This window comes from Granulicoccus phenolivorans DSM 17626 = NBRC 107789 = JCM 15570, assembly GCF_000423085.1.
GTDB lineage: Bacteria > Actinomycetota > Actinomycetes > Propionibacteriales > Propionibacteriaceae > Granulicoccus > Granulicoccus phenolivorans.
Genome location: NZ_KE383975.1, coordinates 111,512 through 138,012 on the forward strand (window position 1 = coordinate 111,512; position 26,501 = coordinate 138,012).

The following is a 26,501-nucleotide window of genomic DNA, read 5'->3' on the forward strand; positions in this document are numbered from 1 at the left end:
AGGAGGACAGATGAACCATCCGACACAGGTGGCCCACGTCGTCTACGGCACCCACCGCTTCGAGCAGATGCTCGAGTTCTACACGGTGGCCTTCGGTGACGTGGTGCGCATGAACAACGGGCGTCACGCCTTTCTCTCCTTCGATCACGAGCACCACCGGCACGCCCTGGTCAATCTGGGTCCCGAGCCGGAGTCCGCTGCCCCGGCCGAAGCGGCGGGCGGGTACGCCGCCCGCGGGGGCGTACGCCATGTGGCGTACGCCTGGGCGGATCTGGCCGCGCTCCTGCAGGTGTACGAACGGCTCCGCGACACCCTGGGCGTGCTACCGGTGAAGGCGGTCAAGCACGGACCCTCGCTGTCGATCTACTACGAGGATCCCGACGGCAACCGCAGCGAGTTCTACGTGGATGTGATGTCGACCGACGACGCGATCGCCTACATGACCACCGACATCTTCGTCGCGGATCCGGTGGGTGAGGGCTTCGATCATCAGGACTTCTTCGCCCGGCTGGCCCGCGGTGAGGATGTCGCCGACCGGGCCCTGCGTACGCCGGCGGAGCGGGCATGAGCGCCGAGCTCACCGCGGCGGCGACCTCGCGCTTCGTGGACGTGAACGGGATCCGGATCCACTACCACGAGGCCGGGGACGGCCCGGTTCTGCTGATGATCCACGGCGGGGCTCCCGGAGCCTTCGGGTGGGGCAACTTCGGTCAGAACCTGGCCGGGCTGTCCCGCCGGTTCCGGGTCCTCATCGTCGATCTGCCCGGCTACGGGAAGTCCGACAAACCGACGATCACCGGGGGCAAGAACACCTTCTACGCCTCGGTGTTCACCGACCTGCTGCGGGTCCTGGGGGTGACGAAGGCGCACCTGCTGGGCCTGGCCACCGGCGGAGCGACGGCCATGAAGATGGCAATCGACAGCCCGGACCTGGTCGATCGGCTGATCCTGGTGAGCAGTTCCGGTGGCCTGCCGCTGTTCACTCCGACCCCGTCACCGGGGGCCAAGGTGATCGCGAACTACTACCAGGGGGAAGGCCCGTCCCGGGAGAAGATGCGGGCCTACCTGGAGCTGATCGTGTCCAACAAGGACCTGATCACCGACGACCTGGTCGAGGAGCGGTACCGGGCCAGCGTGGATCCGGAGTTCCTGGCCGCCTCCCCCGAAGGGAAGGGGCGCCCGCCCAAGGCGGAACCGATCTGGCGCGATGTCGACCGGATCACCGCGAAGACCCTGTTGATCTGGGGCCGGGACAACGTCGTGCAGGGCTACGACAATGCGCTCTTCCTGCTGAACCGGATCCCGGACAGTCAGGTCCACATCTACGCGGGAACAGGACTGTGGGTGCCGTTCGAGCGGCAGGCCGAGTTCGAAACCCAGGTAGAGTCCTTCCTCATCCCACCCTCGGCGGGCTGAGGGCCGAACGAAGCCCCGGGAAGCAGCTTCCCGGGCCGTCAGCGCTGACGTGCGGAATGTGTACAATTATCACATTTTGCCCACACTATGGCGCATGGTATGTAACATTGGTGCTGGGCACTCGCCCTGGTTCACACGGAAGTGAAAGAGGTGACCTCCATGGAGCACGTGGTGGTGATTGGTGCGGGCCTCGGTGGGTTGCGCACGGCGGAGCAACTGCGCGCGGCGGGCTTCGAGGGACGGATCAGCATGGTGGGCCGGGAACGCCACGTTCCCTATGACCGCCCCCCGCTGTCCAAGCATGTGCTCTCCGGCGAGTGGGCCGAGGAGAAGGCCCACCTGAGCGGTCCCGAGGAGTTGCGCGCCCTGGGCGTGGAGACGTACCTGGGGGACCCCGCGGTGGAACTGACCGAGGGCCGGGTCGTCCTGGCCAGCGGCAAGGTCCTGACCGGGGACGCGGTGGTCGTGGCCACCGGATCGGATGCCCGCCGACTGCCCGATCAGCCGGCCGGCGTCCATTCCCTGCGGACGCTGGATGACTCGCTCGCCCTGCGCGATGCCCTGAGCGGGGCCCGGTCCCTGCTGATCGTCGGGGCCGGCTTCATCGGCGGTGAAGTGGCAACCGTGGCGCTCGCCAAGGGCCTCAAGGTCACCGTCCTCGAGGCGCTGCCGGTGCCGTGCGTACGGGCGGTCGGGGATCAGGTGGGGCAGCTGGTCGGCCGTCTGCTGAGTGAGGGCGGCTGTGATCTCCGGCTCGGGGTGGGCCTCAAGGGTTTCGTGGACGAGCACACCGTGGAGCTGAGCACCGGTGAGCAGATCACCGCGGATGTGATCCTGGTCGGTGTGGGGGCCCGAGCCGTCCTGGATTGGGTGCACCTGCCCGGAGTGGACGCGGCCAACGGCCTCGCCTGTGACGAGCGTGGACGCGTACACGGTGCCACCCGGGTGTGGGCCCTGGGCGATGCTGCCGCCTGGGACGATGAGCACCGCCCCGGCCGACTGCGGACCGAGCACTGGACCAATGCCACCGAGCAGGCGGCGGTGGTCGCCAAGGACATCCTCGGCCTCGAAGGGCCTCCGCCCGCGCTGCCCTACTTCTGGTCCGATCAGTTCGGGCTGAAGATCCAGGGGCTCGGGCGACTCGATCTCGCCGAGCGGGTGGTGCCGGTGCGTGGCGAGGGGATGTCCGGCGGGCCGGTGAAAGGCACCGTGGTCGCCTATCTGGACGCCGAGGACCGGTTGGTCGGCGTCGTCGGGTTCGGAGCCGCCAAGTGGATCCCGCGGTATCGCCCGCTGATCGCGGCTCGAGCTCACATCGAAGACGCCGTCGTGGCGTGAAGAACTGCAACAAGTGAAAGCCCATGTGGCCGCGAGTGGGCGACGCCTGCACCGGGCCGCAGTACTCAATGGAGAGACAACGTGAACGGACAACAAGGAACTCCTCGGATTGCGGTCGTGGGGGCCGGATCCGGCGGAATCTGCGCGGCCAAGAACCTGATCGCAGCCGGTGTCGACGTCACCGTGTTCGAGATCGGTTCCAAGATCGGCGGAATGTGGGTCTATGAAAATGACTCCGGTCGCAGCTCGGCGTACAGCTCGCTGCGGATCAACTCCGAACAGCGAGTGACCGCCTATCCGGACTACCCTTTCCCCGACGGGACCCCGATCTACCCGGGCCACGAGCTGGTCGCGGCGTACCTGAAGTCCTACGCCGACCATTTCGGGGTGACCGAGCGGGTGCAGTTCAACTCGGAGGTCACCCGGATCGAGGACGCCGGCGACGGGAAGTGGCGGATCCGCCTGGCCAATGGCGATGAGTCGGTCTGGGACGGTGTGGTCGTCTCCCCGGGCCACCAGGCCGAGCCGCATCATCCGGACTTCCACGAGGACTTCGCCGGCGAATACCTGCACGTGCACCACTACCGCACTCCCGGCTCCTTCGCCGGCAAGCGGGTGCTGGTGGTGGGGATGGGCAACAGCGCCCTCGATGTCGGTGCCGACCTGGCCAAGGTCGCCAAGTCGGTGGAGCTGGTCGCGCGGTCGCCAGTGCTGATCCTGCCCCGCGACATCTTCGGTCGCCCCCTGCCGCGAATCCTGCGCAAGGTCGAGCGGCCCTGGATGCCCTGGGAGATGAAGCGCCGGATCCGGGTCGGCCTCAGTGCCATCGCGTACGGGTCGATGGAGAGCTACGGCCTCAAGACTCCCAAGACCCGAACCCACGGCACCATGCAGCCGGCCATCCTGGACTTCGTCGCCGACGGCCGGGTGTCCTTCCGGCCGGGGATCAAATCCGTCGACGGCCAGAAGGTGGCGTTCGAGGACGGCGGTTGTGGCGAATACGACGTGATGATCGCCGCGACCGGGTACGAGGTGGATCTGCCGTTCCTGCCCGAGGACGTGGTTCGGGTGCAGAACCGGAAGCCGGATCTCTACCTGCGGATGTTCGCCCCCGAGCATCCCGGGCTCTACTTCGTCGGCTACTTCAACAACGCGGCCGGCTCCAACATCTCGCTGATGGACCTGCAGGGTCGGGCCCTGGCGAAGCTGGTCGCCGGGGAGGCGACGCTGCCGTCACCCAGTGAGATGCGCGAGGCGATCGAGGCCGAGGTGGAGGATCAGAAGCGGCTGTTCCCGGATCGCTCGCGGTACGGCCTGGAACTCGACCCGGTCCCGTATCGGGAGGCGATCGAGGCGTTCATGACCGGGACCGCCGACGATCTCTCCAAGCGGCGCATCTTCCGCTGAGATTCCGGACGAGCACTGCCCGGCCCCGTTCGGGGGCCGGGCAGTGCGTGCGTCCGCGGGAAGCCGACTCAGCCGTGACGGTGCTCGACCAGGCCACGAATCACCGTGCCGTCGAGCAGGTCCTGATAGCCCTGGGCCACTTGGTCCAGGGAATATCGGTGACTGATCAGCTCATCCAGCTGGAGGTGCCCCTCCTGGTACAGCCGGGCGAACTTCGGAATGTCGGCGTGGCTGGTGCACCCGCCCAGCAGCGAACCGCGAATGGTGATGTCGTAGAAGGTGATCCGGGTGCCCACCAACTGCACGCTCACGCTGTCGGGCACGTCACTGGCGGAGGTGAGTACGAGGCGGCCCTGTTTGCCGACCATCTCCAGTGCCGCCGCGGTGATCTCCGGATCGAGGACGCCGACGGTCACGATCACCGCCTGGGCGCCGGTGCCGCGGGACAGTGTCCGGGCGAGGTCGGTGGCGGTCTGCAGGTCGTCGGTGGTGTGTGTGGCGCCCAGCTTCGCCGCGAGTTCCCGCTTGGCCGGGACCGGATCGACAGCGATCACATGGCTGGCGCCGGCGAAGGCGGCACCCTGGACGGCGTTCAGGCCGACCCCACCGACCCCGAGCACGACCACCGTCTCCCCGGGCTGTACGCCGCCGGTGTAGACCGCCGAACCCCAGCCGGTGGGGACACAGCAGCTGAGCAGCGCGGCCACGTCCAGCGGCAGCGACTCATCGATCCGGATGCAGGTGTTCTCGGTCACCACCACGTGGTCGGCGAAGGATCCGACCATGCAGAATCCGCCGATGCCCTCCTCACCCAGCCGGGCACGGAAGGTCCCGTCGAGCATTTCCCCGACCATGACGTTGGCCATCAGTCCGCACATTCGAGGCTGGCCGCCCCGGCAGTACTCGCAGCGGCCGCACTGCGGGGAGACCGAGAAGACGATGTGGTCTCCGGGCGCCACGTTGGTCACCCCCGGGCCCACCTCGACCACCACGCCGGAGCCTTCGTGGCCACCGATCAACGGGAAGCGACCCCCGCCGACCAGGCCGTGCCGTCGGTGTTCATCGGAGCGGCACAGGCCGGCGTACGCGACCCGGACGAGCACCTCACCGGCCCTCGGGGGATCCAACTGCAGGGTTTCGGTACGCCAATCGAGCCCGGGCCCGGTCATGACGGCTGCTCTGACTTCCATCTGTGTTGCCTTTCTCGGAGTCCGGGCGGCACGTCGGCGGCCGCCCCGGGTCGACCGAGCCCCCCGGCGCAGGCGGCTGGGTGCCGCCGAATCCGCCGGAGGGCTCGAGATCTCGTGGCCGTTCGGGTGGTATTACGGCTGCTCGTCGTAGATCGGGTTGCCGTTGAAGCCGGGGATGAGCAGGTGGCCGCCATCGACCGGAATGTTCTGGCCGGTGATGTCGCGGGCCTCCTCGGAAGCCAGGAACAGCACCGCGTTGCTGACCGCCTCGGGGGCCAGGCGACCCCGGCCGGCGAGCGCGTAGTAGCCGTAGGAGGCCTTCTCGTGATCCTCCAGGGTGGCGTCATCGCGGCCGGTGGAGAAGGCGAAGCCGCCGGGGAACTCGTTCATCTTGGTCTTCATGAAGCCGGGGGAGACCGCGTTCACCCGGATGTTGTTCGGCGCGTACTCCAGGGCCGCCGACTTCATCAGGCCGAGCACCCCGTGCTTGGCGGCGTTGTAGTGGGCGTAGTTCCAGCACGGCTCGATCGCGTTCACCGAGGCGGTCAGGATGATGCTGCCGCGGCCCCGCTCGATCATGTGCGGGATGACCGCCCGGATCATGTTCCAGTGCCCGGTCAGGTTCACATCGAGGCTGTCCTGCCAGGCCTCCGGGGTGATTTCGTGCAGGGCGCCCAGGCTCCAGATGCCGGCATTGCTGGAGACGATGTCGATCTGGCCGAGTTCGGCGATCCCCCGCTCGACGGCGGCGGCCAGGGCCTCGGCGGAGCGCACATCGGCCTCGACGGCCAGGGCCCGCCGGTCCAGATCGTTGACCAGCTTGACGGTCTCCTGCAGATCCTCCGGGGTGGCCATCGGGTAGGGCACGGTCTCGATCTGCTTGGCGATATCGACCGCGACGATGTCGGCGCCCTCCCGCGCCAGGGTGAGCGCGTGCGCGCGGCCCTGACCGCGGGCGGCGCCGGTGATGAGTGCAACCTTGCCGTCGAGTCGTCCCATGACTTGCTCCTTCGAAAGATTTTGATGCCCCGTTGCATCGGTGCAGGCAGGGCCTGTGCGGATCATTGCTACGGCCACTGCCCTAGCGCACACAACGTAGTGTACCGTACCGTATGGATTGTCGCACGTGATGGCCTCCGGCCGTCCGGGTACTCACCGTCAACGGAGGGGTGGGTCGGAGTGTTGAAAGGGTGGATACAAGCATGACTACAGGTGTGGACGTAGGCGCAAAAGCCGACGTAGGCGGTCTGGCCGGATTGGGCTGGCGGGAAGCGATGGAGCGGGCCGTCGCCGCGGCGGATCCCAATGCATTGCGGATGGTGCTCTACCAGTACACCCATGATGCGGAATACCTCGGGATGGCCGTCAGTAAGGTACCGGTGCGCCACGGGGTCTCCTACAAGTACGCGATTTCCGATGCGGACGCCGCCAAGGTGCGCGCCCGGGCCATCGAACTGTTCGGCGCCGCCGACGACGCCGCCGGGCTGCAGGCCCCCGCGGAGCCGACGCAGGCCGAGGCCCGCCAGATGATCGACGAACTGGTCGGTGAACAACTCAGCGATGTGCAGTTCAACTGGGCCCTGGAGGAACTGGCCCTGGATGACTTCCCCCGCGACGTGCCCGAGCGGCTCAGCGGCCTGCCGGCGGAGGCCAAGCAGAAGGTGCACGTCGCCATCATCGGCGCCGGGATCACCGGCATCGTGGTGGGAACGATGCTCGAGCGGGCGGGTGTTCCGTACACCATCTTCGAGCGGCATCCCGACCTCGGGGGCACCTGGGAGGCCAATACCTATCCCCGGGCCCGCTGCGACATCCCGGTGTTCCTCTACCAGTTCCGGTTCGAGAAGAACTACCCGTGGACCGATCACCAGCCCACCCAGCCGGATCTCAAAGAGTACCTCAAGTACGTCGCGAACAAGCAGGGCGTGACCCCGCACGTCCAGCTCAACAGCGAGGTGGAGCATGCGGCCTGGTCGCAGGACAAGCAGAAGTGGGAACTGCTGATCGAGCACGACGGTAAGAAGAGCACCTTCGAGGCGAACTTCCTGATCCACGGCGGGAGCTTCTTCGGTACGCCCAAGAAGCCCGAGATCGAGGGTATGGAAAACTTCCACGGGCCGATCATGCACACCGCCGAGTGGGACCACGACGTTGATCTGGCCGGCAAACGGCTCGGCATCATCGGCAACGGCTCCAGTGGCGTCCAGTTGGTGCCGCACCTGGCCGAGATCGGTTCCTCGCTCGAGATCTTCCAGCGCACCCCGCAATGGGTCATGCCCTCGGAGAACTACAACGCCCCGCTGCCGGAGGAGACCCGCTGGCTGCTGGACAACATTCCCTTCTACTGGAACTGGGTCTGCTGCTCGTACTTCCTGTCGTCGCGGCAGGACACCGAGGCAACCAGCTACGACCGGGTGTGGCAGGCCCGCGGTGGTGCGGTGAGCCGGCGCAACGACGAGATCCGCGATGCCGCGGTCGCGTACTACAAGAAGAAGTTCGCCGACCGGCCGGACCTGGTCGAGAAGCTGGTCCCCGACTACCCGCCGTACTCCCGGCGCAATGTGGTCGACAGCGGCTGGCACGACTCGCTTTTGCGCGATGATGTCGAACTGGTCACCGAGCCGATCCGGCGGATGACGCCGGAGGGCATCGAAACCGCGGATGGTCAGGTCCACCCGCTGGACGCGCTGATCCTGGCCACCGGCTTCGATGTGCATCGCTGGTTCTGGCCGGTCACCTACCACGGCCGGGACGGCAAGACCTTCGATCAGCTGTGGGCCAAGGACGGAGCGCGCTCCTTCCTCGGCCTGGTGATGCCGTCGTTCCCGAACATGTTCGCCTACCACGGCCCCAACGGAGCGCCGATGTTCGGTGGCTACCACCCCTGGGCCGAACTCTGGACCCGCTACGTTCTCGACGTCATCGCCCTGGTCATCGAACGGGACGCGAAGTCCTTCGAGGTCCGCGCGGACGTCTTCGACCGGTACAACACCCGGCTGGATCAGGAGTTCCAGCGGTTGGTGGTCCAGGGCGAGCACGTCAGTGGCTACTTCATCGACAACTCCGGGCGGGCCTCGACCTTCCTGCCGTGGGATTCGGCCGAGTACTACGACTGGATCCGGTACGCCAACCCCGACGATTACGACTTCCGATGAGTGTGCTGCGGGAGCAGGGGAAGCGGACGGTCGGAGGTGACGGTCATGGCTGAGCAAGCCGCGATCGATCTGGCCCTGCTGGTGCTGCGGGTCGGGATCGGCATCGTGTTCGTGGCGCACGGCTACAACCACTTCTTCGGTGGCGGCCGGCTGAGCGGTACCGCGCGCTGGTTCGAGAGCCTGGGCATGCGTCCGGGACGGCTCCATGCCTGGGTCGCCAGCCTCGCCGAGTTGGGGGGTGGGATCCTGCTCATTGTCGGTTTCCTGACCCCGCTGGCTGCCGCCGCCGTGGTGGGCACGATGTCGGTTGCCCTGGTGACCAATCACCGGAAGAACGGATTCTTCATCTTCCGGCCCGGCGAAGGGTATGAGTACGTCCTGACCCTGGTGCTGATGGGCCTGGCGATCTCCGGACTCGGCGCCGGCGCGTGGTCGGTGGACGGCCTGCTGAACCTCTTCCAGCCGCCCGGCTGGTGGGGCCTGGGCATCGCCGTGGTCGGCGGACTGGGTGGGGGAGCCGCGCTGCTGGCCCTGTTCTGGCGGCCGGTGAAGCAGCCGGCGGCCGGCTGACCGGAGACCTGTTCCGAGTTGCCCGACGGGGTGGTGCGCGTTGTGCACCACCCCGTCGGTGTGTCCGGGGCGGCGTACCGGGCGAACAGAAACTGCTCCGCAGCGTGGGGGGAACGCTGCGGAGCAGTGGCTTGAGGCGTACGCGGGTGCGCCGCGGGGAGGTCAGCGGGTGAGGCCGGCCGCCCACTCCGCGGTGGTCAGTACCTCGGCCTGCCGGGGGAACAGCTTCTCGACCAGGGCCCGGTGGAGATCCGCGTCGGGGTCGGCACAGCCGTCGGACAGCACGGTGAGCCGGTAGTCCAGATCCGAGGCCTGGCGCACGGTGGAGGTGACCCCGCCACCGGTGATGGTGCCGGCGATCACCAGGTCGGTGATGCCCTGCGAGCGCAGGATGATCCCCAGATCCGTGCCTTCGAAGGCGCTGCCGCGGGACTTGGTCAGCACGACATCTCCGGCCGCGGGGGTCAGCTCGGTCGGGAAGGCGACCGCAGGATCACCGATCCGATTGGCGCCGTCGGCGGCCCAGGCGGTGATGCCGGAGTTCTGGGGGCTCACCTCGGGAGCTTCCGGGCGGAAGGCCATCCCGACGAACAGCACCGGGACGGAGGCCTCGCGGGCAGCGGCAATGGCGGTACCCAGGGCCGCGACGACCCCGGCCGAATCGGCCAGGTGGGCCAGGGCATTGGCCTGGACGTCAACGATGACGAGAGCAGTATGATTAGTCACAGACCGTACCGTACGGAATGTGACAGTTGAGGTCAATAGTTGGCTCGGTAGCGCACAGCCCAATCGTTGACAGACTACTAGTTCTAAGACTAACCTTCTAAAGGTATCGCCCCCATCACCGACCGGGGCTTCAGACCAGTCGGCTCGTCCAGGCATCGCGGCCGGGCCAGCCACGAATTCGTGAGGTGAAATGGCAACGCATCCCCTGAGCGGCGTCACCGTCGTCGAGTTGGCCGATGAGCAGGCGGAGTACTGCGGACTGGTGTTCGCCGGCCTCGGGGCCGACGTCATCAAGGTCGAACCGCCCAGCGGCAACTCCACGCGGAACATCGGGCCGTACTACCACGACCGGGTCGATCCGGAGCACTCGCTCTACTTCTGGAACTACAATCGCGGCAAGCGCTCGGTCGTCATCGACATCGAAACCGCGGAAGGGCAGCAGCAGTTGCTGTCCCTGCTCGAGCACGCCGACATCTTCCTCGACTCCACCGCGCCGGGCCGGCTGGCCGGGACCGGGCTGGAGCCGGACGCCCTGGCGGAGAAACTTCCCCGGCTGATCCATTCCCGCATGACCCCCTTCGGGGAAAAGGGCCCCTGGGTGGACTACAAGGGGTCGGACCTGGTCCACCTGGCACTGGGTGGGCCGATGATGAACTCCGGCTATTCCCCGCAGCCGGACGGGCATTACGATGTCGCGCCGATCGCCCCGCAGATGTGGCACGCGTACCACATCGCCGGTGAGCAGTTGGTGATGATGACCCTGGCCGCGCTGGTGTACCGCAACCAGTTCGGCACCGGACAGCTGGTCAGCTGTGCCGTCCACGAGGCGGTGTCGAAGAACACCGAGCTGGACCTGATGAACTGGGTCATGCGCCGGGTGCCGCTGTATCGGCAGACCTGCGCGCACGCGATGGAGATCCTGAGCAATGGCACTCAGCTGGCCCACACCAAGGACGGCCGCTGGTTCATCACCATCCTGATCGGCGCCCGGGATCGGCACAATCTGATCGAGTTCCTCCGCAAGTACGGCATGGAGGCCGATCTGGTCGACGAGCCGCCGGCCGCCACCGGGGCCTCCCGACCGATCCCGGGCAGTGGTGGCACCTCTGAACTCGCCGATCACACCCTCGAGGTGTTCCAGCGCTGGGCGCGCCGGTTCACCTACGACGAGCTGCCCTGGCGGGAGGCGCAGGAAGCGGGCGTGATCTGCGTCCCGCTGCGCAAGCCGGAGGAGAACATCACCGACGAGCACTGGTTGAAACGTCGGACCTTCAGCGAGGTCGAGCACGAGGATCTCGGCCGCTCCTTCACCTACGTGACCAGCAAGTGGGTCTCCTCGGAGCACGAGTGGAAGATCGGCCGGCGGGCCCCGCACCTGGACGAACATCGGGCCGAGGTGGCCGACCTGCTCCGGGCCGCGCCGGTTCCGGCCCCGGCACCGAAACGGACCTGGCACGGCGGACGCAAGTCGGTCCACGGCAAGCCCATGGTGCTGGACGGGATCCGGGTGCTGGACTTCACCTGGTTCCTGGCCTCGGCCGGCGGGACCCGCTTCCTGTCCGCGCTGGGGGCGGAATGCATCAAGGTCGAGTGGGCCGCGCACCCGGACACCCGGATGGGGGCGATGGCCCCGGTCGGTGGCCGCGCCGCCCGGGCACGCGCGACCGCGCCCCTGGAAGGCGTCACCGACTCCGACATGGGCGGGCAGTTCAACAACAAGAATCCCGGCAAGCGGGGCCTGTCGCTGAACGTCCGTCATCCCCAGGGGCTGGAGATCGCCCGGCAGTTGGTGGCCACCTCCGACATTGTCGCCGAGGGCTTCTCCCCGGGTGTGATGGACAAGTGGGGGCTGGGCTACGAGGCGATGCGCCGGATCAAGCCCGACATCATCTACGCCCAGCAGTCGGGGATGGGTTCGGCCGGCACCTACGGGAAGTTCCGGGCCGTGGGGCCGATCGCGGCGGGCCTGGCGGGGACTTCGGAGATGTCCGGTCTGCCGTCACCGGCCATGCCGGCCGGGTGGGGATACTCCTACCTGGACTGGATCGGTGCCTACAGCTTCGGCATTGCGATGCTGACCGCGATCCACCAGCGCGACATGACCGGCAAGGGCCAGTGGCTGGACGCTTCGCAGGTGGAGACCGGGATCTTCATCTCCGGCACCTCGATCCTGGACTTCTCCGCCAACGGTCGGGACTGGCGCCGATACGGCAACCGCTCGCCGTACAAGCCCGCCGCGCCGCACGGGGCGTACCGCTGTGTGGGTGAGGACCGGTGGGTGGCCATTGCCTGCTTCACCGATTCCGAGTGGGAGGCGCTGGCGCGGGTTGCCGGGCGACCCGACTGGCTGGCCGACCCACGGTTCGCCACTTTGTCCGAGCGGCTCCTGCATCAGGACGCGCTGGACCGGGAGGTGACCTCCTGGACCCGCACCCAGGACGCCTTCCGGGTGATGCATGCGCTGCAGGCGGTCGGGGTTGCCGCCGGGGTGTGCCAGAACGCCGAGGACCGGGTGGAGAACGACCCGCAGCTGGCCGAACTCAACTGGCTGACCGAGGTGACCGGCACCAAGATCGGCACCTGGCCGATCGCCGAGGTGCCGGTGAAGATGAGCGCCACGCCGCCGCACATCGGGGGAATGATCGATCGCGGCGCGCCCGGGTACGGCGAGGACAACGAGTACGTCCTGGGCGAGATCCTTGGCTACACGACCGGGCAGATCAAGCAGTTCCGCGAGGACGGCGTCATCTGACCCCGGTCCGATCCGCGCCCGGCCGGGCCCGTCGCTGTCGCGGCGGGCCCGGCCGCGGTTCGTTACCGAAGTCACTCGGAGCATGACAGAAGTGCGAAAGACTAACCATTGACAGACTAATAGTCTGCAAGCTAATGTTTCTAACGTCAACAGAGTCGAACGAGGGAGTTGGACATGCCAGTACCTGAGGCACTCAAATCTGGCCCACTTGCCGGGATGAAGGTCATCGACGCGGACACCCACATCACCGAGCCCGGTGATCTGTGGACCTCCCGCGTCTCCGCCAAGGACAAGGACCGCGTCCCGCGGCGGATCCGCGACGAGAACGGTCGCGACACCTGGTACTACAACGGCGACGACATCTTCGCCCGCCCGGCCGGTGCCGCGGCGATCATCACCAAGGACGGCCAGCGCCAGTCGTTCTGGGACTTCAACATCGAAGCCGGGATGCAGTGGGACGAGGTGGACCCCGGCGCGTACGACGTCAAGGAACGTCTGAAGTACATGGACGAGTGGGGCTTCCACGCCCAGATCGTCTACCCGAACACCGCCGGCTTCGGCGCCAACAAGCTGATCCAGATTCCGGACCAGGACCTGGGCCTGCTCATCGCACAGGTCTACAACACCGCCATGGCCGAGTTCCAGGAGGAGTCCGGCGAGCGGATCTTCCCGATGGCGCTGCTGCCGTTCTGGGATCTCGAGGCGGCGATCAAGGAGGTCGAGCGGATCACCGACCTCGGCCTGCGCGGCATCGCCATGGCCAGTGAGCCGCACTCCAGCGGCAAGCTGCCGACCCTGATCGATCCCTACTGGAACCCGCTGTGGGACGCCATCACCGACACCGGCCAGGTCGTGAACTTCCACGTCGGCGCCAGCGAGTTCGGCATGGACGCCTTCTTCAAGGGTGCCTGGGAGGGCCAGGACCGCTTCCGCCGCCACGTCGTGGGTGCCGCGCTGCTGGAGATGCACAACGCCAAGATCATGGCCAACCTGCTGACCAGTGACCTGATCGATCGGTACCCCAAGATCAAGTGGGTGTCGGTTGAAAGTGGCATCGGCTGGATTCCCTACGTCCTGGAGCGTCTGGAGTACCAGCTGCTGGAGTGGCGTGAACATGGTGGCGACAAGATCAGCAGCCCGACCGAGAAGTTCCAGAAGAACGTCTACTCGTGCTTCTGGTTCGAGGAGACCGGCCCGATGCGCCAGCTGGACCGGATCGGCTTCGACTCCGTGCTGTTCGAGAGCGACTACCCGCACCCCACCTGCCTGTACCCCTCGCCGGTGGACCACGGCATCCGGGTGCTGGAGCCCTGGGGCCCGGAGATCACCCGCAAGATCATGAGCGAGAATGCCGCGGAGCTGTACCGGATTCCGATCTGATCAACCGGATCCTGGTCAACCGGATCCTGATCACACAGTGACCGTCACGCTCCCTGCCGAGGCCCCGCGCCCCGGCAGGGAGCGTGCCGTCGTATCCACACCGTTCGGAGCCCGCGCAAGGTCGGGCGGCCCTGATTCCTGGAGAACCATGAGCGCAACACCATCCTTCGGCCGCGCCCGAAGTATCGATCCGGCCTGGTTGGCCGCCGCGGAGCCGGAGGAGGTCCTCGATCCGGACCTGCCCATCATCGACACCGCGCACCACCTCTACGGTCCGACCGCGCCGCCGGGTACCTACCTGCTCGAGGAGTACCTCCACGACCTGGCCGGCGGCCACCGGGTGGTCGCCAGTGTGTACGTGGAGTGCGGATCGTTCTTCCGGCCGAGCGGGCCGGAGTATCTGCGTCCCCTGGGGGAGACCGAGGCGGTCAGCGGGCTCGCCGCGATCGCCGAGAGTGGCGCGTACGGGCCGACCCGGGTCGGCGCCGCGATCGTCGGAAAGGTCGATCTGGCACACCCGGACGCCGGCGCCGCCCTGGATGCGCACCTCGCGATCGGCGGTGGGCGATTCCGGGGCGTCCGCGATCCTGCGGCCTATGACAGTGATCCCAGCGTCGGCAACTGGAGTACCTCCGAGGGGCCGGGGCGGTATGTCTCGGCCGAGTTCCGGCGCGGGGCCCAGGAGCTGTTCGCGCGGGGGCTGACCCTGGATGCCCTGGTGTTCTTCCATCAACTGCACGATGTGGTCGACCTGGCGCAGGCCTTCCCCGAGGGCGGGATCGTGTTGGGCCACTGTGGCAGCCCGCTCGGCTACGGGCCCTACACCGACCGGGACGAGGTGTTCCGGATCTGGCGTACGCACATGACCGAACTGGCGCGCTGCCCCAACGTGCGGGTCAAACTCGGCGGGATGATGATCCGGTTGGCGGCCTTCGATTACCTGAACTCGCCACGCCCGGCCACCTCGACGCAACTGCACCGGGCCTGGGCGCCCTACCTCGACACCTGCCTCGAGCTGTTCGGGCCCCAGCGGTGCATGGTGGAAAGCAACCTGCCCATCGAAAAGGTCGGCATCACCCCGAAGGCCCTGTTCAACACCCTCAAGCGGAGTGTCGCCGGGGGATCGCCCGCGGAGAAGGACGCGGTGCTGTCGGGGACGGCGCTGGACTTCTATCGCCTCGATCCCGACCTGCTCGCCGGGCCGGCGAGCGCGGAGCCCAACTGAGCCGTCGGCGCCGCCACCCGGCGGCGCCGGTCCGGCTCAACTCACGTGGGCCCGGACGGCGTCGAGTTCCTCGTCGTACCAGCCCCGGGACTTCGCGAACGCGACCATCTTGGTCAGCTCGGCATCCCAGGCCGGGGTGCGGGCCTCGCCGGCCAGCTGCTGCAGCAGGGAGACCGGAATCCAGCCGTGCTGCTCGAACCGGGGCAGCCCGAGTTCCCGCACCCGCCCGGCCACATTTGCCGCCGCCGGGCGCACCTCGATGTCCAGTGACTTCATCTCAGTGGGCTGGAGCAGGTCCATCTCACCACTATCGAGATCGAGAACAATCCGCATACGATCATGCTACCGATTGGGGCAGAAAAAATCATGTAGTATGTCATGTAAGCGGTAGGAAATTTGCCGCACGCTGACGTTTCATTGAAGGCGGTTGTGATGGCGAAAAGACTCTCCCGCGAGGACTACTTCGAGGTTGCCCTGGATCTCCTGGCCAAGGGCGGCCTGGGGGCGGTCACCCTGGCCAGCATGTGCGAGGCGCTCGAGGTTACCCGGGGATCGTTCTACTACCACTTCAGTGGCGGGATCGGCGACTTCATGCGGCAACTGCTCAACTACTGGGCCGAACTGGTGGAGACGATCACCATCGACTGGAGGGCGCTGACCGCCGAAGAGGTCCTGCATGCCGTGCATGATCGCGCGATCAACTCCATGAACCACGAGGCCGAACGTGAGATCCGCGCGTACGGGCGGACCACGCCGGAGACCAACAAGGTGGTGGCCGCGGTCGACGCCCGGCGGCGTACCAACATCACCCGGGCACTCGAGGGTGCGGGCGTGTCTCCCAGTGACGCCGATGCGCTGGGCCGGATCGGCATCGCGCTGCTCATTGCCGAGCAGCAGAACGTACCGGTCGACCGGGAGGCCATGCGGGTGATGTACGACGAGTACCTGGAGTGGGCGCTGGCCAAGCTGCACCGGGCCACCGATGGGGTGCCGGTGTTGGCCCAGGGGGCCGGGGCGGCCGCCGAGGGCTGAATGGGCTTCGCTCGGCCGAGTGATCAGCCGCGGATCGGGCGGAGGGTTGCGCTTCTTCGGGCAGTACAGTACCGTCTGGTATGTGAGCAGCAAGGAGGCGCTCTCTCCCCTTTCGACGGAGCGCCGATGCTGCTGCAGCCGACCGAGCGGGTCGGCAACCCGCGCGCAGCCCGCGTACCGTCCGAACGGAGTAGAACCATGCCCGAAGCCGAGTCCGAAGCCTTCATCCTGTTCGAGGTCACCGCGAAGCCCGATGCGGTGGAGACCGTCAAACGGCTGCTGACCGAACGCTTCCCCGATACTCGGAAGTTCGATGGCTATCGGACGCTGGATGCGTACGTGGACCGGGCCGACGGGCGGACCTTCACCTTGGTTCAGTCCTGGGCGTCCCGGGAGCACTACGACACCTACCTCGCCTGGCGGGAAGCGCAGGGGGACCTGGCCGATTTTCTGCAGTACGTGGAGGGCGAACCCCGCGTCCGTTTCTTCGATCACGTGGACGCCTGAACCCGCCCTCGTCCAGCGACCCTGAGGAGTACAACACATGAGCACCACCCGAACCGCCCTGGTCACCGGCGCTGCCGCCGGACTCGGCCGGAAGATCGCCGAGCGGCTGGCAGCCGAAGGGCACCGCGTCGTCCTCGTGGATCGTTCCGAGGCCGTGCATCAGGCCGCGCAGGCCATCACCGAATCCGGGGCCGAGGCGACCGCCCTGGTGGCGGACCTGATGACCCTGGCCACCGATCCGGCGGACCTCATCGCCCAGTTGGACCAGTTGGCGAGCGACACCGACATCCTGGTCAACAATGCGGGCATGCATCCGCGGACCGCCGACAATGAGTCCTACGCCTTTGAGGACATCGAGGTCGGCCAGTGGGAGACCGTGCTGCGGCTGAATCTGACCGTGCCGTTCCTGCTGGCGAAGTGGGCCGCGGCCGGAATGAAGCAGCGGCAGTGGGGGCGGATCATCAACATCGCCTCCCGGACCGGCCAGACCTTCTCGGCGGCATCCTCGGCGGACTATGCGGCCAGCAAGGCCGGCCTGATGGGGATGACCCGCCAGTTGGCCGGAGAGCTGGGGCCCCATCACATCACTGTCAACGCGGTGGCTCCGGGGCTGGTCCAGTCCCCGATGAATCTGGGCGGCGACCTCCTGGAGCGCTGGACCGCGACCGTGCCGGCCCGACGATTCGGTACGCCGGAGGAGGTGGGCGCCGCGGTTGCCTTCCTGGCCTCCGACGATGCCGGCTACATGACCGGGACCTCGCTGAACATCAATGGTGGCGCCTACATGTAGGTCGCTTCGCCCGGCTGCTGTGCTCACCCGCCGAGGTGGGCCAGCAGGCTTCCGGGTGCCTCGGCCAGGTGGCTGCGCAGACTCGATCCCGGGTTGCGCAGCCACAACGTGTGGGCCGACAGGGCCAGCGCCAGCCAGGCCTGGCTGATGATCTCCGGCTCCGCCGCCCGCGGGTCGACGCCGAGGCGCTCGGCGACATAGTCGGCAATCACCGCCCGCCAGTCGGCGTAGCGCAGCACCGAGTGGGCCTGCAGGGCCGGGGTCTCGATGATCAGCCGCATCCGCTCGCGGTGCGGCGGATCGGCGTCCTCGGGGAACTCGTTGAAGGCGAGCACCCCGCGGTGAATGACCTCGTGCACCGGCAACTGCTGGGGTAGATCCCGCAACAACTGGCGAAACGCCGCCAGGCTGTGATCGAACTGGCCCCAGGGGATGTCGTTCTTCGAGGGGTAGTAACGAAACAGGGTGCGTCGGCTCACGCCGACCGCGGCCGCGATGTCATCGAGGGTCGTGCCCTCGAAGCCCTTCTCCGCGAACAGGCGAAAAGCCGCCTGCTCGATCTCGGCATGGGAGGTCGCCTCGGGGCGACCGGCCGGAGAACGTCGAGCGGGGCACACCCCGCGCAGTGTACGCCGCGGCCAGCAGTTCGGAGCACATCGGGAAAGATCGGCAGCTCGACCCCTTCCATTTATTCCATGAGTGCAGTTATGGTTGGTCGCAAGTCAACGCCGACCGAAGGGAGATCCCATGAACCCCCAGAACCCCGAAGCCATCGACACCGATGTGATCGAGACCGAATCCGTGACCGCCGCCCCCGCGGAGGCGATCGCCGAAGACCTCGTCGAAGAGGTCTCGATCGACGGGATGTGCGGTGTCTACTGACACCCACCACACCCCGCCGACCGGGGCCGGGGAGTCCGCGCACTCCTCGGCCCCGGCCGGGCGGCCCGCCCCGCAGCCCCGCCGCGTGGGGCTGGATGAGGCCTGGGAACTTCACCCCAGCGTCTCCATCCGCCCCGAACCGTTCGGCGCTCTGGTCTACCACTTCGGCAACCGTCGGCTCAGCTTCCTGAAGCGCCCCGAATTGCTGACCGTGGTCCAGGAATTGGCCGGTGCCGTGAACGTGGCCGCTGCGCTCGACGCCGCGGCCGTTCCGGCCGAGGACCGCCCCATCTACACCAGGGCGCTCAGCACGCTCGCCGCCGGCGACATGATCCGCCCCCGCGCCTGACCGGCGCGCAGAACCCCCAGCGCTCATCGAGGAGCACCCCGTGACCATCGCACCGCAGCGACCCTACACCGCCTCGTTGGTGGACCAGTTCGAGCTCGGCCTCAATGCGCCGATCTGCCTGACCTGGGAACTGACGTACGCCTGCAATCTGTCCTGTGTCCACTGCCTGTCCGCCTCCGGGCGCCGCGACCCGCGCGAGCTGACCACCGAGCAGTGCGAGGCCGTCATCGACGAACTGCAGCGGATGAAAGTCTTCTACGTCAACATCGGCGGGGGTGAACCCACGGTTCGGCCGGACTTCTGGCACCTGCTCGACTACGCGGTGGCCCATCAGGTGGGCGTGAAGTTCTCCACCAACGGCCTGCGGATCACCCGCGAGCGCGCCCGGCAGCTGGCCGGCAACGACTACGTCGACATCCAGATCTCCCTGGACGGGGCCACCGCCGAAGTCAACGACCGGGTCCGTGGGCCCGGCTCCTTCGACATGGCGATGAAGGCGCTGGGCAACCTGGCCGCCGAGGGCTTCCGCAACGCCAAGATCTCGGTGGTGATGACCCGGGAGAACGTGGATCAGCTCGACGAATTCCAGAAGATCGCCGATGATCACGGCGCCACTCTGCGGATCACCCGGCTGCGTCCCTCCGGTCGCGGCGCCGACGTCTGGGACGAGTTGCATCCCACCCACGACCAGCAGCGCCAGCTCTACGACTGGCTGCTGGCCAAGGGCGAGCGGGTGCTGACCGGGGACTCCTTCTTCCACCTGTCCGCCTTCGGCGAGTCGCTGCCCGGGCTGAACCTGTGCGGCGCCGGCCGGGTGGTCTGCCTGATCGATCCGATCGGCGACGTGTACGCCTGCCCGTTCGCGATCCATGACGAGTTCCTGGCCGGCAACGTCATTCGCGACGGGGGATTCGAGTCGGTCTGGCAGAACAGCGAGCTGTTCGCCGAACTCCGGTCGCCCCAGTCCGGGGGCGCCTGCGCCAGCTGCCAGTTCTTCGACTCCTGCCGCGGCGGCTGCATGGCCGCCAAGTTCTTCACCGGGCTGCCGATGGACGGTCCCGACCCCGAGTGCGTCGTCGGCAACAGTGCCGCCGCGCTGGCCGGGGAGCGTACCGCCCCGGCGTCCAGCCAGGACCACTCCCACCGCACCAAGCCGGTCCCGGTGACCCTGCGGCTCGCGCCGCCGGTCAAGGACTGTGCGGTCAATCCCCTGGCCGATTTCGACCCCCGCGCGTGAGCGCATCCGATTCCAGTGCGCGCGTGAGCGCATCCGATTCCAGTGCGCGCGTGAGCGCGTCCGATTCAAATCCGCGCGTGTGCGCGTACTGAGAGGAAACCATGTTCGGACAGAACCCCTGGTTCGAAAGTGTCGCCGAAGCCCAACGCCGGGCCAAGCGCAAGCTGCCCCCGTCGGTGTACTCCGCCCTGCTGGCCGGGACCGACCGCGGCAGCACGTACGCCGACAACACCCAGGCCTTCGCCGAACTCGGGATGTTGCCGCACATCGCCGGGAACTCGGCCCAGCGGGACCTGAGCACCACCGTGCTGGGGCATCAGATCAGCATGCCGGTGCTGCTGTCCCCGACGGGGGTCCAGGCGGTGCATCCGGAGGCCGAACTGGCGCTGGCCCGCGCCGCGGCGAACCGCGGGGTCCCGGTCGGCCTGGGTGCCTTCGGCTCCAAGCCGATCGAGGAGGTGGCCCCGCTCAACCCGCTGACCTTCTACCAGATGTACTGGCTGGGCAACCGGTCCGATATGGCCAAGCGGATGGAACGCGCCCGCCGGGCCGGCGCGGCCGCGTTGATCGTCACGCTGGACTGGACCTTCTCGATGGGCCGGGACTGGGGCTCCCCGGAGATCCCCGACGCGATCAACCTGAAGACCGCGATCAAGTTCGCCCCCGAGGTGCTGCGCCGGCCGAAGTGGTTGTGGTCCTACGGGCGGCGTGGCGAACTGCCCTCGCTGACCACCCCGAACATGCCCGCCGACGGCGAGCCGGCCCCCACCTTCTTCGGCGCCTACGGTCAGTGGATGCAGACTCCGCCGCCCAGCTGGGAGGACATCGCCTGGATGCGGGCGGAGTGGGGCGGGCCGTTCCTGGTCAAGGGCATCTCCCGGATCGATGACGCCAAGCGGGTCCGCGACCTCGGCGCCACCGGCCTGTCGGTCTCCAACCATGGCGGTAACAACCTCGACGGCATCCCGGCCACCATCCGGCTGCTGCCCGGGATCGCCGAGGCGGTCGGCAATGACCTGGAGGTGCTCCTCGATGGCGGGATCCGGCGCGGCAGTGATGTGGTCAAGGCGTTGGCTCTGGGTGCGCGCGCGGTCCTGATCGGCCGGGCGTACCTGTGGGGGTTGGCGGCCAATGGCCAGGCCGGCGTGGAGAACGTCCTGGACATCCTGCGCGGGGGCATCGATTCCGCGCTGCTCGGGCTGGGGCACTCCAGCGTGCACGACCTCACCCCCGACGATCTGGTGATTCCGCCGAACTTCACCCGCAGCAGTGAGCAGTTGGGGCTGTCGATTCCGCAGTACAGCTGACCCGCCGAGCGGGTCATCGTCCGGGCGGGCACCACGGTGCCGGCCCGGACTTTTGCGTCCCGGTACGGGTGTCCCGGGAGGCGTGCTGTCCCTTGTTCGGGGGACACCCCGATCACGATTCGGCCTCGAGCCGGTGACATCCCGGCACCCGACGGATGAACGGCCGGCACCCACCATCTTGAGGGCAGTTGACCACTGCCTTCCGACAAGGGGAAACGGTGTCGGCCAGGGGGAGCGGGCCGGCAACTGAGGGAATTTCAGGTGGCCCCGGCACCCGGCTACGGTCGCTGCGTCAGCCGGCGCCCACCCCAAAAATCGGCTGTGGATAACCCGCAACGCAGCGGTTCCGGGCAGCCAGACTGGCACGCGTACGCCCCCACGCGAAGGAGCACCATGCCGCCCCGACCCGACCGTCCCCGCGTCAACCGCACCGCGATCCGGCCGAGCTCGCGCGCCTCCGGCTCCGGTGGGGCACGCAACGGCAGCCCGACCGCGCCCGCCGCCGGTCGACCGGCCAGCTCCGCCGAACGCTTCCTCACCGACCGGACCACCCTGCGCGAGCCCACCGCCGCAGCCGGCGAGACCGGTCCGCTGCGGCTGCGCCGGCAGCCGAAGTGGATCGCGGCGGGCATCCTCGCGGTGTGCCTGGGCGGGCTCGGCGCCACGTTCCTGTACGCCGAGGCGACCACCCAGAACTCGGTGGTCGTGGTGAACCGGGCGATCGCGCGGGGCGAGCAGATCGGCGTCGGCGATCTGGGCGTGGTCTCGGTCGGCTCGGCGCCCGGGGTGTCCACGGTCTCTGCCGACCGGGTCCACGACCTGGTCGGTCAGCATGCCACGACCGATCTCAGTGCCCGGTCACTGCTCACCGAAGGTCAGATCGGCACCCCGGCGCTGGATGCCGGCCGCGCCACCATCGGTCTCAAGCTGGCCGCCGGACGCCTCCCGGCGGCCGGGCTGGCACCCGGCGCCAAGGTGCTGCTGGTCGAGGTGCTCGCCCCCGAGTACGCCGGGGAGCCGAAGGCACCGGTGCCGGGCACCCTCGCGGGAGCACCGCAGCCGGCCGCCGACGGACTGCACACCCTGGTGGATGTCCAGGTCGACCCGCGCACCGCGCAGCGCGTCACCGAACTCGCCGCCACCGACCGGATCGCGCTCTACCTGGACGCCGGCCGATGACCATCCTGCTGCTGACCTCCGCCACCGGTGCGCCCGGAGTGACCACCACAGCGCTGGGGCTCACCCTGGCCTGGCCCCGGGATGCGCTGCTGGTCGATGCCGATCGGACGCCGGCCCAGGCGGTGCTCGCCGGCTACCTCAAAGGGACCTCCGGGGCCACCGGCCTGGGCGAACTCGCCCGGATCCACCGGGAACAGCGGACCCTGGATCACGAACTGCTGCGCTGCTGCGTGCCGCTGCCCGAACTGGAGGTGAGTACACACCGCCGGCTGTTCCTGCCCGGGTTCACCGGGCCGGGTGCCGCCGCGCTGTTCGCGACGGTCTGGCCGGATCTGGTCGAGGCGCTGGATCGGGTCGAGGCAACCGGGCTGGACGTCATCATCGACGCCGGCCGGATCGGGGACGGCCTGCCCGGGCCGCTGCTGGCTCGCGCCGACCGGGTCCTGCTGCTGACCCACACCTCCCTGCGCGCCCTCGCCGGGACCCGGCTGTATCTGCCGCAGCTGACCCAGCGCGCCGCGCAGGTCTCGGCCCGCGGGGAGGTCGGGCTGCTGCTGGTGGGGGAGGGGCGCCCCTATCCGGCCAAGGAGATCGCCGATCGGTTCCGGGTCCCGGTGCACGGGTCGCTGCCGCTGGATCCCGAGGCGGCCGCCCTGTGGTCCGATGGTGCCCCGGCCACCCGCCGTACGCGTGGCTCGAAGCTGGCCCGGGCCTTCGCGGCGCTGGCCTCCGAGTTCGGCGTACCGGCGCCGCGGGCCACGGAGGTGACGGCATGACCTCGACGCCGCCGCTGACCTCGGTCGCCCTGTTCGGCACCGACCCCGCCGCGACCCCGATCCAGGGCCCGCCCGGTCCCGCGCAGTCCTCGCCGGCGCCGCAATTGCGTACGCTCATCCGCGGCGCGGCGCCCACCCCGCAGGCCCTCGACTGGTCCCTGGTGGTGGGCATGCGCCGTCGGGCGGCGACCGAGATCGCCGAACGCACCGAGCAGGCCGAGGCCCACCAACCCCTCGGGGCGACCGACCGGCGCCTGTTGGGGAAGTCGGTGGTCCGCTCGGTGGTCCGCGGCCAGGCCGAACAGTTGGCCGACTCCGGCACCGAGGTCTGGTCGCCGCAGACCGAGGCCGCGTACGCCCGGGCGCTGGAGGACGCGATCTACGGCTACGGCCGACTCCAGCCGCTGTTCGAGATCCCCGAGGCCGAGAACATCGAGATCCACGGCTACGACTCGGTGCTGGTGCAGTACGCCGACGGGACCCGGCGTACCCACCCACCGGTGGCCGACTCCGATGCCGAACTGGTCGATGCGATCCGGTTCCTCGGCGAACAGGCCAGCCCGGCGCGGCCCTTCGACGACGCCCATCCCACGATGACCCTCGCGCTGGGCGATCGGTTCCGGCTGCACGCGATCGGCTTCGGTCTGTCCTGGCGACCGTCGATCACGATCCGTCAGCACACCCGCACCGAGATCACCCTGCCCGACCTGGTCCGGAGCGCGATGATGCCCGAACGGGTCGGCCGGCTGCTGCACGCGGCGGTGCTGGCCCGCAAGTCGATGGTGATCTCCGGGGACCAGGGGGCGGGCAAGACCACGCTGCTGCGCGCCCTGATCGCCGCAATCCCCGATCACGAGCGGTTCGGCACGCTGGAGACCGACTACGAACTGTTGACGCACCTGCAGCCGAACCGGCGCAACATCGTCGCGCTGCAGGCCAAGACCGGCCTCGGGGAACGCGTCGACGGCCGCCCGCTGGGCGAATACAGCGTCGCCGACCTGATTCCGGAGGCGCTGCGGCAGAACCTCTCCCGGCTGATCGTCGGTGAGGTCCGCGGGGCCGAGGCCGGCGCCATGTTCGAAGCGATGTCCTCCGGCGCCGGAACGATCAGCACGACGCACTCCCACTCCGCGGTCTCCACGATGGATCGGCTCGCCTCCCGGGTCGCTCAGGGTGGGGTGCTCAGCGTTGAGGAGGCGTACCGCCAGATCGCGCACAACATCTCCCTTTTTATCCACGTCACGCTGATCGATGACACCTGGCGTGGCGGTCCGCGCCGCCGCTTCGTCGCGGAGGTACGCCGGGTCACCGGCGCGATCGAGGGCGGCCGGCCCTCGACCCATCTGGTGTACGCCGCCGAACCCGGCCCGCATCAGCCGGCCGGCTTCTTCCCCGAGGCAGACCTGCTCGCCGAACTGGCGCCCTTCGCCGACGCCTGGGACCAGCAGGCCCGCCGCTCGCGGCAGGCCCCGCGATGAATCTCGCGCTGGCCGGGCTCAGCGGCGCCCTGCTGCTGGGCGGGATCCTCGGGATCGGCCTCGGCGTACGCGGGACCACCCGCCCCCACCGGCGGATCCGGCCGAGTCTCGGCGCACCCGGTACTCCGCGCCGACGCCGCAACCTCCGCCTGCTGGTCGGTCTGGCCCTCGGCTTCGTGGTTTTTGCGCTGACCGGCTGGGTGCTGGCCCTGCTGCTGGTGCCGCTCGCGGTGATCGGGGTGCCCTATCTGCTGGGCAACCCGGAAAATCGGGACATCCGGGTGCTGGAAGCCCTGGACCGCTGGGTGCGGACCCTCGCGGCGACCATGGTGACCGGCCATTCGGTGACCGATGCGATCCGCACCTCCCGGCGCAATGCCCCCGAACTGCTCCGCGAACCGGTCAACCTGCTGGTCAGCCGACTCAACGATCGCTGGAGCACCCGGGACGCGCTGCAGGAGTTCGCCGACCGGCTCGACAGTCCCGATGCCGACGCGGTGATCGCCGCCCTCTCCCTGGCCGCCCACCGCGGCGGGACCGGCGCCACCCGCACCCTCGGCGCGATCGCCGAATCGATCCAGGACCAACTGCGTGCGCTGCGCGAGATCGAGGCCGAACGGGCCAAGCCGCGCGTGGTGGTCCGCCAGGTGACCGGCATCAGCGCGGTCGTGCTGATCGCCGCGCTGCTCACCTCCGGCGCCTACTTCGACCCCTACCGCACCCCGTTCGGCCAGGTGCTGCTCGCCCTGTTGATCGCCGGGTACGCCGGGTCGCTGCTGATGCTGCGCCGGTTGGCGGTGCCGCGCCGCCGGGACCGGATCCTGCGAGGGACCCCGTGACCGGGCAGCCGCTGCAGGTGGGGCTGGTCGTCCTGACCGGAATGGCGATCGTCTTCGGGGGTGTCGCGATCGCGTACGGACTGCGCCACCAGCACCCGCGACTGGCCGATGCGCTGGATCTGCTGGACGGGCATGGCATCCCGGACCCCGCCGGCCTCGGCGGACCGGCCCGCACCGGCAGCGAACGGGCCGGGCTGTGGCTGTTTCGACACACGCCGGTCCCGTTGCTGGATGCCCAGCGCCGGCTGCTCGAACTGCGTCAGAAACCGTTGGCGGAGTTCTACGCCGACAAGCTGATCTGGATGATCCTGGGCGCCGCGTTCCCCTCGATCATCGGCACCGCGGTGGTGCTCCTGCTCGGCGGGCATCTCGCGCTGCCGGTACTGCTGTCGCTGGTCTGTGCGATCGCGGGCTACTTCGTCCCCGACGTGTTGTTGCTGCGTTCGGCCGAGCAATCGCGCGCCGACGCCGCCGAGGCCCTGTTCACCTACTTCGACCTGGTGATTCTGGAGCGGATGGCGAACCGTTCCGGCACCCAGGCGCTGCACTCGGCCGCGGAACTGTCGGACAATCCGCTGTTCCGCGCGATCCGGGGTGCGTTGGCCCGGGCCCGACTGGAGCAGCAGGCCCCGTACGCCGAACTGCGGCGGCTCGGCCGGCGGTTGCGGTTGCCGGAACTGGTGGACCTGGCCGACGTGATGGCCCTGGACGACTCCGGGGCCGCCCTGTCGGAGCCACTGCGGGCCCGGGTCCGGGAACTGCGCGACGCCCACCTGGCCGAGGTCAAGGTCGCCGCCCACAACGTGTCGGAGCGGATGACGCTGTGGATGGCCCTGCCGGCAATGATCTTCGGTCTGATCTTCCTGATCCCGCCCCTGCTCACCCTGATCGGAATCTGATCGAACTGCCCTGTGGACAACTCCGTTTTCCCCTGTTCCGACCACCCGTTCCCCGACCAGACTCATT

26 protein-coding genes are annotated in these 26,501 nt (G+C 68.5%); 21 read left to right on the forward strand and 5 right to left on the reverse strand.

Annotation, left to right across the window (positions count from 1 at the left end; genetic code table 11):
- The first annotated feature begins 10 nt into the window (after positions 1-10).
- The 4 genes from G531_RS24030 to G531_RS0118865 all read left to right on the forward strand — a co-directional run bounded on the left by G531_RS24030 (position 11) and on the right by G531_RS0118865 (position 4,161).
- Positions 11-568, forward strand: coding sequence for a VOC family protein (locus G531_RS24030; protein WP_051215731.1), 558 nt, complete (start codon positions 11-13; stop codon positions 566-568).
- Positions 565-1,416, forward strand: coding sequence for an alpha/beta fold hydrolase (locus G531_RS24035; RefSeq protein WP_035759808.1), 852 nt, complete (start codon positions 565-567; stop codon positions 1,414-1,416). The genes G531_RS24030 and G531_RS24035 overlap by 4 nt, the downstream gene beginning before the upstream one ends.
- Before the next feature lie 159 nt (positions 1,417-1,575).
- Positions 1,576-2,754 carry an NAD(P)/FAD-dependent oxidoreductase gene (locus tag G531_RS0118860; protein WP_035759899.1) on the forward strand — a complete coding sequence of 393 codons (1,179 nt, stop codon included), beginning with the start codon at positions 1,576-1,578 and terminating at the stop codon, positions 2,752-2,754.
- 81 nt (positions 2,755-2,835) lie between these two features.
- Positions 2,836-4,161, forward strand: a complete 1,326-nt coding sequence (locus G531_RS0118865) for a flavin-containing monooxygenase (RefSeq protein WP_081684277.1) — start codon at positions 2,836-2,838, stop codon at positions 4,159-4,161.
- A gap of 68 nt (positions 4,162-4,229) precedes the next feature.
- Here the strand turns inward: G531_RS0118865 and G531_RS0118870 are convergent, their stop codons facing one another.
- Both G531_RS0118870 and G531_RS0118875 read right to left on the reverse strand, forming a co-directional pair.
- Positions 4,230-5,351 (reverse strand): NDMA-dependent alcohol dehydrogenase, encoded by a 1,122-nt coding sequence (locus G531_RS0118870; protein WP_026928419.1) that lies wholly within the window; start codon positions 5,349-5,351, stop codon positions 4,230-4,232.
- Positions 5,352-5,483: 132 nt separating this feature from the next.
- Complete coding sequence (locus G531_RS0118875; RefSeq protein WP_026928420.1) at positions 5,484-6,350, reverse strand: mycofactocin-coupled SDR family oxidoreductase; 867 nt, start codon at positions 6,348-6,350, stop codon at positions 5,484-5,486.
- Positions 6,351-6,553: 203 nt separating this feature from the next.
- Here G531_RS0118875 and G531_RS0118880 point away from each other — a divergent pair, with 203 nt between their 5' ends.
- Positions 6,554-8,506: a flavin-containing monooxygenase gene (locus tag G531_RS0118880; protein WP_081684278.1), complete on the forward strand. Its 1,953-nt coding sequence runs from the start codon at positions 6,554-6,556 to the stop codon at positions 8,504-8,506.
- Between the two features lie 45 nt (positions 8,507-8,551).
- The gene (locus tag G531_RS0118885; RefSeq protein ID WP_026928422.1) at positions 8,552-9,076 is read left to right on the forward strand and encodes a DoxX family protein; all 525 of its coding nucleotides are present in this window, start codon (positions 8,552-8,554) and stop codon (positions 9,074-9,076) included.
- A gap of 162 nt (positions 9,077-9,238) precedes the next feature.
- Here the strand turns inward: G531_RS0118885 and G531_RS26235 are convergent, their stop codons facing one another.
- On the reverse strand, positions 9,239-9,802 hold the full coding sequence (locus tag G531_RS26235) for a cysteine hydrolase family protein (RefSeq protein WP_026928423.1): 564 nt from the start codon (positions 9,800-9,802) through the stop codon (positions 9,239-9,241).
- A gap of 190 nt (positions 9,803-9,992) precedes the next feature.
- Between G531_RS26235 and G531_RS0118895 the strand changes: the two genes are divergently transcribed.
- The 3 genes from G531_RS0118895 (at position 9,993) to G531_RS24040 (ending at position 15,159) form a co-directional block, all read left to right on the forward strand.
- Positions 9,993-12,554, forward strand: coding sequence for a CaiB/BaiF CoA transferase family protein (locus G531_RS0118895; protein ID WP_081684279.1), 2,562 nt, complete (start codon positions 9,993-9,995; stop codon positions 12,552-12,554).
- A gap of 216 nt (positions 12,555-12,770) precedes the next feature.
- Entirely contained in the window at positions 12,771-13,934 is a 1,164-nt protein-coding gene (locus tag G531_RS0118900; protein ID WP_051215732.1) for an amidohydrolase family protein, read from the forward strand.
- Between the two features lie 148 nt (positions 13,935-14,082).
- The gene (locus G531_RS24040; protein ID WP_162143200.1) at positions 14,083-15,159 is read left to right on the forward strand and encodes an amidohydrolase family protein; all 1,077 of its coding nucleotides are present in this window, start codon (positions 14,083-14,085) and stop codon (positions 15,157-15,159) included.
- A gap of 36 nt (positions 15,160-15,195) precedes the next feature.
- Here the strand turns inward: G531_RS24040 and G531_RS0118910 are convergent, their stop codons facing one another.
- Complete coding sequence (locus G531_RS0118910; protein WP_060929992.1) at positions 15,196-15,492, reverse strand: hypothetical protein; 297 nt, start codon at positions 15,490-15,492, stop codon at positions 15,196-15,198.
- Between the two features lie 99 nt (positions 15,493-15,591).
- Between G531_RS0118910 and G531_RS24970 the strand changes: the two genes are divergently transcribed.
- The 3 genes from G531_RS24970 to G531_RS0118925 all read left to right on the forward strand — a co-directional run bounded on the left by G531_RS24970 (position 15,592) and on the right by G531_RS0118925 (position 17,488).
- Positions 15,592-16,191 (forward strand): TetR/AcrR family transcriptional regulator, encoded by a 600-nt coding sequence (locus G531_RS24970; RefSeq protein ID WP_026928427.1) that lies wholly within the window; start codon positions 15,592-15,594, stop codon positions 16,189-16,191.
- Between the two features lie 198 nt (positions 16,192-16,389).
- Positions 16,390-16,698: a putative quinol monooxygenase gene (locus G531_RS26240; protein WP_162143201.1), complete on the forward strand. Its 309-nt coding sequence runs from the start codon at positions 16,390-16,392 to the stop codon at positions 16,696-16,698.
- A 37-nt stretch (positions 16,699-16,735) separates the two neighbouring features.
- The gene (locus tag G531_RS0118925; protein ID WP_026928429.1) at positions 16,736-17,488 is read left to right on the forward strand and encodes an SDR family oxidoreductase; all 753 of its coding nucleotides are present in this window, start codon (positions 16,736-16,738) and stop codon (positions 17,486-17,488) included.
- Between the two features lie 23 nt (positions 17,489-17,511).
- On the opposite strand, the gene mftR is transcribed toward G531_RS0118925, so the two are convergent.
- Complete coding sequence (mftR, locus tag G531_RS0118930; RefSeq protein ID WP_026928430.1) at positions 17,512-18,105, reverse strand: mycofactocin system transcriptional regulator; 594 nt, start codon at positions 18,103-18,105, stop codon at positions 17,512-17,514.
- 130 nt (positions 18,106-18,235) lie between these two features.
- On the opposite strand from mftR, the gene mftA reads away from it, so the two are divergent.
- The 9 genes from mftA to G531_RS0118975 all read left to right on the forward strand — a co-directional run bounded on the left by mftA (position 18,236) and on the right by G531_RS0118975 (position 26,434).
- Positions 18,236-18,370, forward strand: coding sequence for a mycofactocin precursor MftA (gene mftA, locus G531_RS25450; RefSeq protein ID WP_081684282.1), 135 nt, complete (start codon positions 18,236-18,238; stop codon positions 18,368-18,370).
- A complete protein-coding gene (mftB, locus tag G531_RS0118940; protein ID WP_217996375.1) occupies positions 18,360-18,719 on the forward strand; it encodes a mycofactocin biosynthesis chaperone MftB in 360 nt (119 codons plus the stop codon). Before mftA ends, mftB begins: the two co-directional genes overlap by 11 nt.
- Before the next feature lie 40 nt (positions 18,720-18,759).
- Positions 18,760-19,956, forward strand: coding sequence for a mycofactocin radical SAM maturase (gene mftC, locus G531_RS0118945; protein WP_051215734.1), 1,197 nt, complete (start codon positions 18,760-18,762; stop codon positions 19,954-19,956).
- Between the two features lie 101 nt (positions 19,957-20,057).
- Positions 20,058-21,263, forward strand: coding sequence for a pre-mycofactocin synthase MftD (gene mftD, locus G531_RS0118950; RefSeq protein ID WP_026928433.1), 1,206 nt, complete (start codon positions 20,058-20,060; stop codon positions 21,261-21,263).
- A 393-nt stretch (positions 21,264-21,656) separates the two neighbouring features.
- Complete coding sequence (locus tag G531_RS24975) at positions 21,657-22,442, forward strand: SAF domain-containing protein (protein WP_051215735.1); 786 nt, start codon at positions 21,657-21,659, stop codon at positions 22,440-22,442.
- Positions 22,439-23,218, forward strand: coding sequence for a CpaE/TadZ family protein (locus G531_RS24050; RefSeq protein ID WP_051215736.1), 780 nt, complete (start codon positions 22,439-22,441; stop codon positions 23,216-23,218). Before G531_RS24975 ends, G531_RS24050 begins: the two co-directional genes overlap by 4 nt.
- On the forward strand, positions 23,215-24,696 hold the full coding sequence (locus tag G531_RS24055; RefSeq protein WP_051215737.1) for a TadA family conjugal transfer-associated ATPase: 1,482 nt from the start codon (positions 23,215-23,217) through the stop codon (positions 24,694-24,696). Before G531_RS24050 ends, G531_RS24055 begins: the two co-directional genes overlap by 4 nt.
- On the forward strand, positions 24,693-25,535 hold the full coding sequence (locus G531_RS0118970; RefSeq protein ID WP_026928435.1) for a type II secretion system F family protein: 843 nt from the start codon (positions 24,693-24,695) through the stop codon (positions 25,533-25,535). Before G531_RS24055 ends, G531_RS0118970 begins: the two co-directional genes overlap by 4 nt.
- Positions 25,532-26,434: a hypothetical protein gene (locus G531_RS0118975; RefSeq protein ID WP_051215738.1), complete on the forward strand. Its 903-nt coding sequence runs from the start codon at positions 25,532-25,534 to the stop codon at positions 26,432-26,434. Before G531_RS0118970 ends, G531_RS0118975 begins: the two co-directional genes overlap by 4 nt.
- Positions 26,435-26,501 lie beyond the last annotated feature (67 nt).

What these genes read in the sequence shown, in the direction of transcription:
- G531_RS24030 (WP_051215731.1), top strand. Translation starts at nt 11, where the DNA reads ATGAACCATCCGACACAGGTGGCCCACGTCGTCTACGGCACCCACCGC.
- G531_RS24035 (WP_035759808.1), top strand. Translation starts at nt 565, where the DNA reads ATGAGCGCCGAGCTCACCGCGGCGGCGACCTCGCGCTTCGTGGACGTG.
- G531_RS0118860 (WP_035759899.1), top strand. Translation starts at nt 1,576, where the DNA reads ATGGAGCACGTGGTGGTGATTGGTGCGGGCCTCGGTGGGTTGCGCACG.
- G531_RS0118870 (WP_026928419.1), bottom strand. Translation starts at nt 5,351, where the DNA reads ATGGAAGTCAGAGCAGCCGTCATGACCGGGCCCGGGCTCGATTGGCGT.
- G531_RS0118875 (WP_026928420.1), bottom strand. Translation starts at nt 6,350, where the DNA reads ATGGGACGACTCGACGGCAAGGTTGCACTCATCACCGGCGCCGCCCGC.
- G531_RS0118880 (WP_081684278.1), top strand. Translation starts at nt 6,554, where the DNA reads ATGACTACAGGTGTGGACGTAGGCGCAAAAGCCGACGTAGGCGGTCTG.
- G531_RS0118885 (WP_026928422.1), top strand. Translation starts at nt 8,552, where the DNA reads ATGGCTGAGCAAGCCGCGATCGATCTGGCCCTGCTGGTGCTGCGGGTC.
- G531_RS0118895 (WP_081684279.1), top strand. Translation starts at nt 9,993, where the DNA reads ATGGCAACGCATCCCCTGAGCGGCGTCACCGTCGTCGAGTTGGCCGAT.
- G531_RS0118900 (WP_051215732.1), top strand. Translation starts at nt 12,771, where the DNA reads ATGAAGGTCATCGACGCGGACACCCACATCACCGAGCCCGGTGATCTG.
- G531_RS24040 (WP_162143200.1), top strand. Translation starts at nt 14,083, where the DNA reads ATGAGCGCAACACCATCCTTCGGCCGCGCCCGAAGTATCGATCCGGCC.
- G531_RS0118910 (WP_060929992.1), bottom strand. Translation starts at nt 15,492, where the DNA reads ATGCGGATTGTTCTCGATCTCGATAGTGGTGAGATGGACCTGCTCCAG.
- G531_RS24970 (WP_026928427.1), top strand. Translation starts at nt 15,592, where the DNA reads ATGGCGAAAAGACTCTCCCGCGAGGACTACTTCGAGGTTGCCCTGGAT.
- G531_RS26240 (WP_162143201.1), top strand. Translation starts at nt 16,390, where the DNA reads ATGCCCGAAGCCGAGTCCGAAGCCTTCATCCTGTTCGAGGTCACCGCG.
- G531_RS0118925 (WP_026928429.1), top strand. Translation starts at nt 16,736, where the DNA reads ATGAGCACCACCCGAACCGCCCTGGTCACCGGCGCTGCCGCCGGACTC.
- mftA (WP_081684282.1), top strand. Translation starts at nt 18,236, where the DNA reads ATGAACCCCCAGAACCCCGAAGCCATCGACACCGATGTGATCGAGACC.
- mftD (WP_026928433.1), top strand. Translation starts at nt 20,058, where the DNA reads ATGTTCGGACAGAACCCCTGGTTCGAAAGTGTCGCCGAAGCCCAACGC.
- G531_RS24975 (WP_051215735.1), top strand. Translation starts at nt 21,657, where the DNA reads ATGCCGCCCCGACCCGACCGTCCCCGCGTCAACCGCACCGCGATCCGG.
- G531_RS24050 (WP_051215736.1), top strand. Translation starts at nt 22,439, where the DNA reads ATGACCATCCTGCTGCTGACCTCCGCCACCGGTGCGCCCGGAGTGACC.
- G531_RS24055 (WP_051215737.1), top strand. Translation starts at nt 23,215, where the DNA reads ATGACCTCGACGCCGCCGCTGACCTCGGTCGCCCTGTTCGGCACCGAC.
- G531_RS0118970 (WP_026928435.1), top strand. Translation starts at nt 24,693, where the DNA reads ATGAATCTCGCGCTGGCCGGGCTCAGCGGCGCCCTGCTGCTGGGCGGG.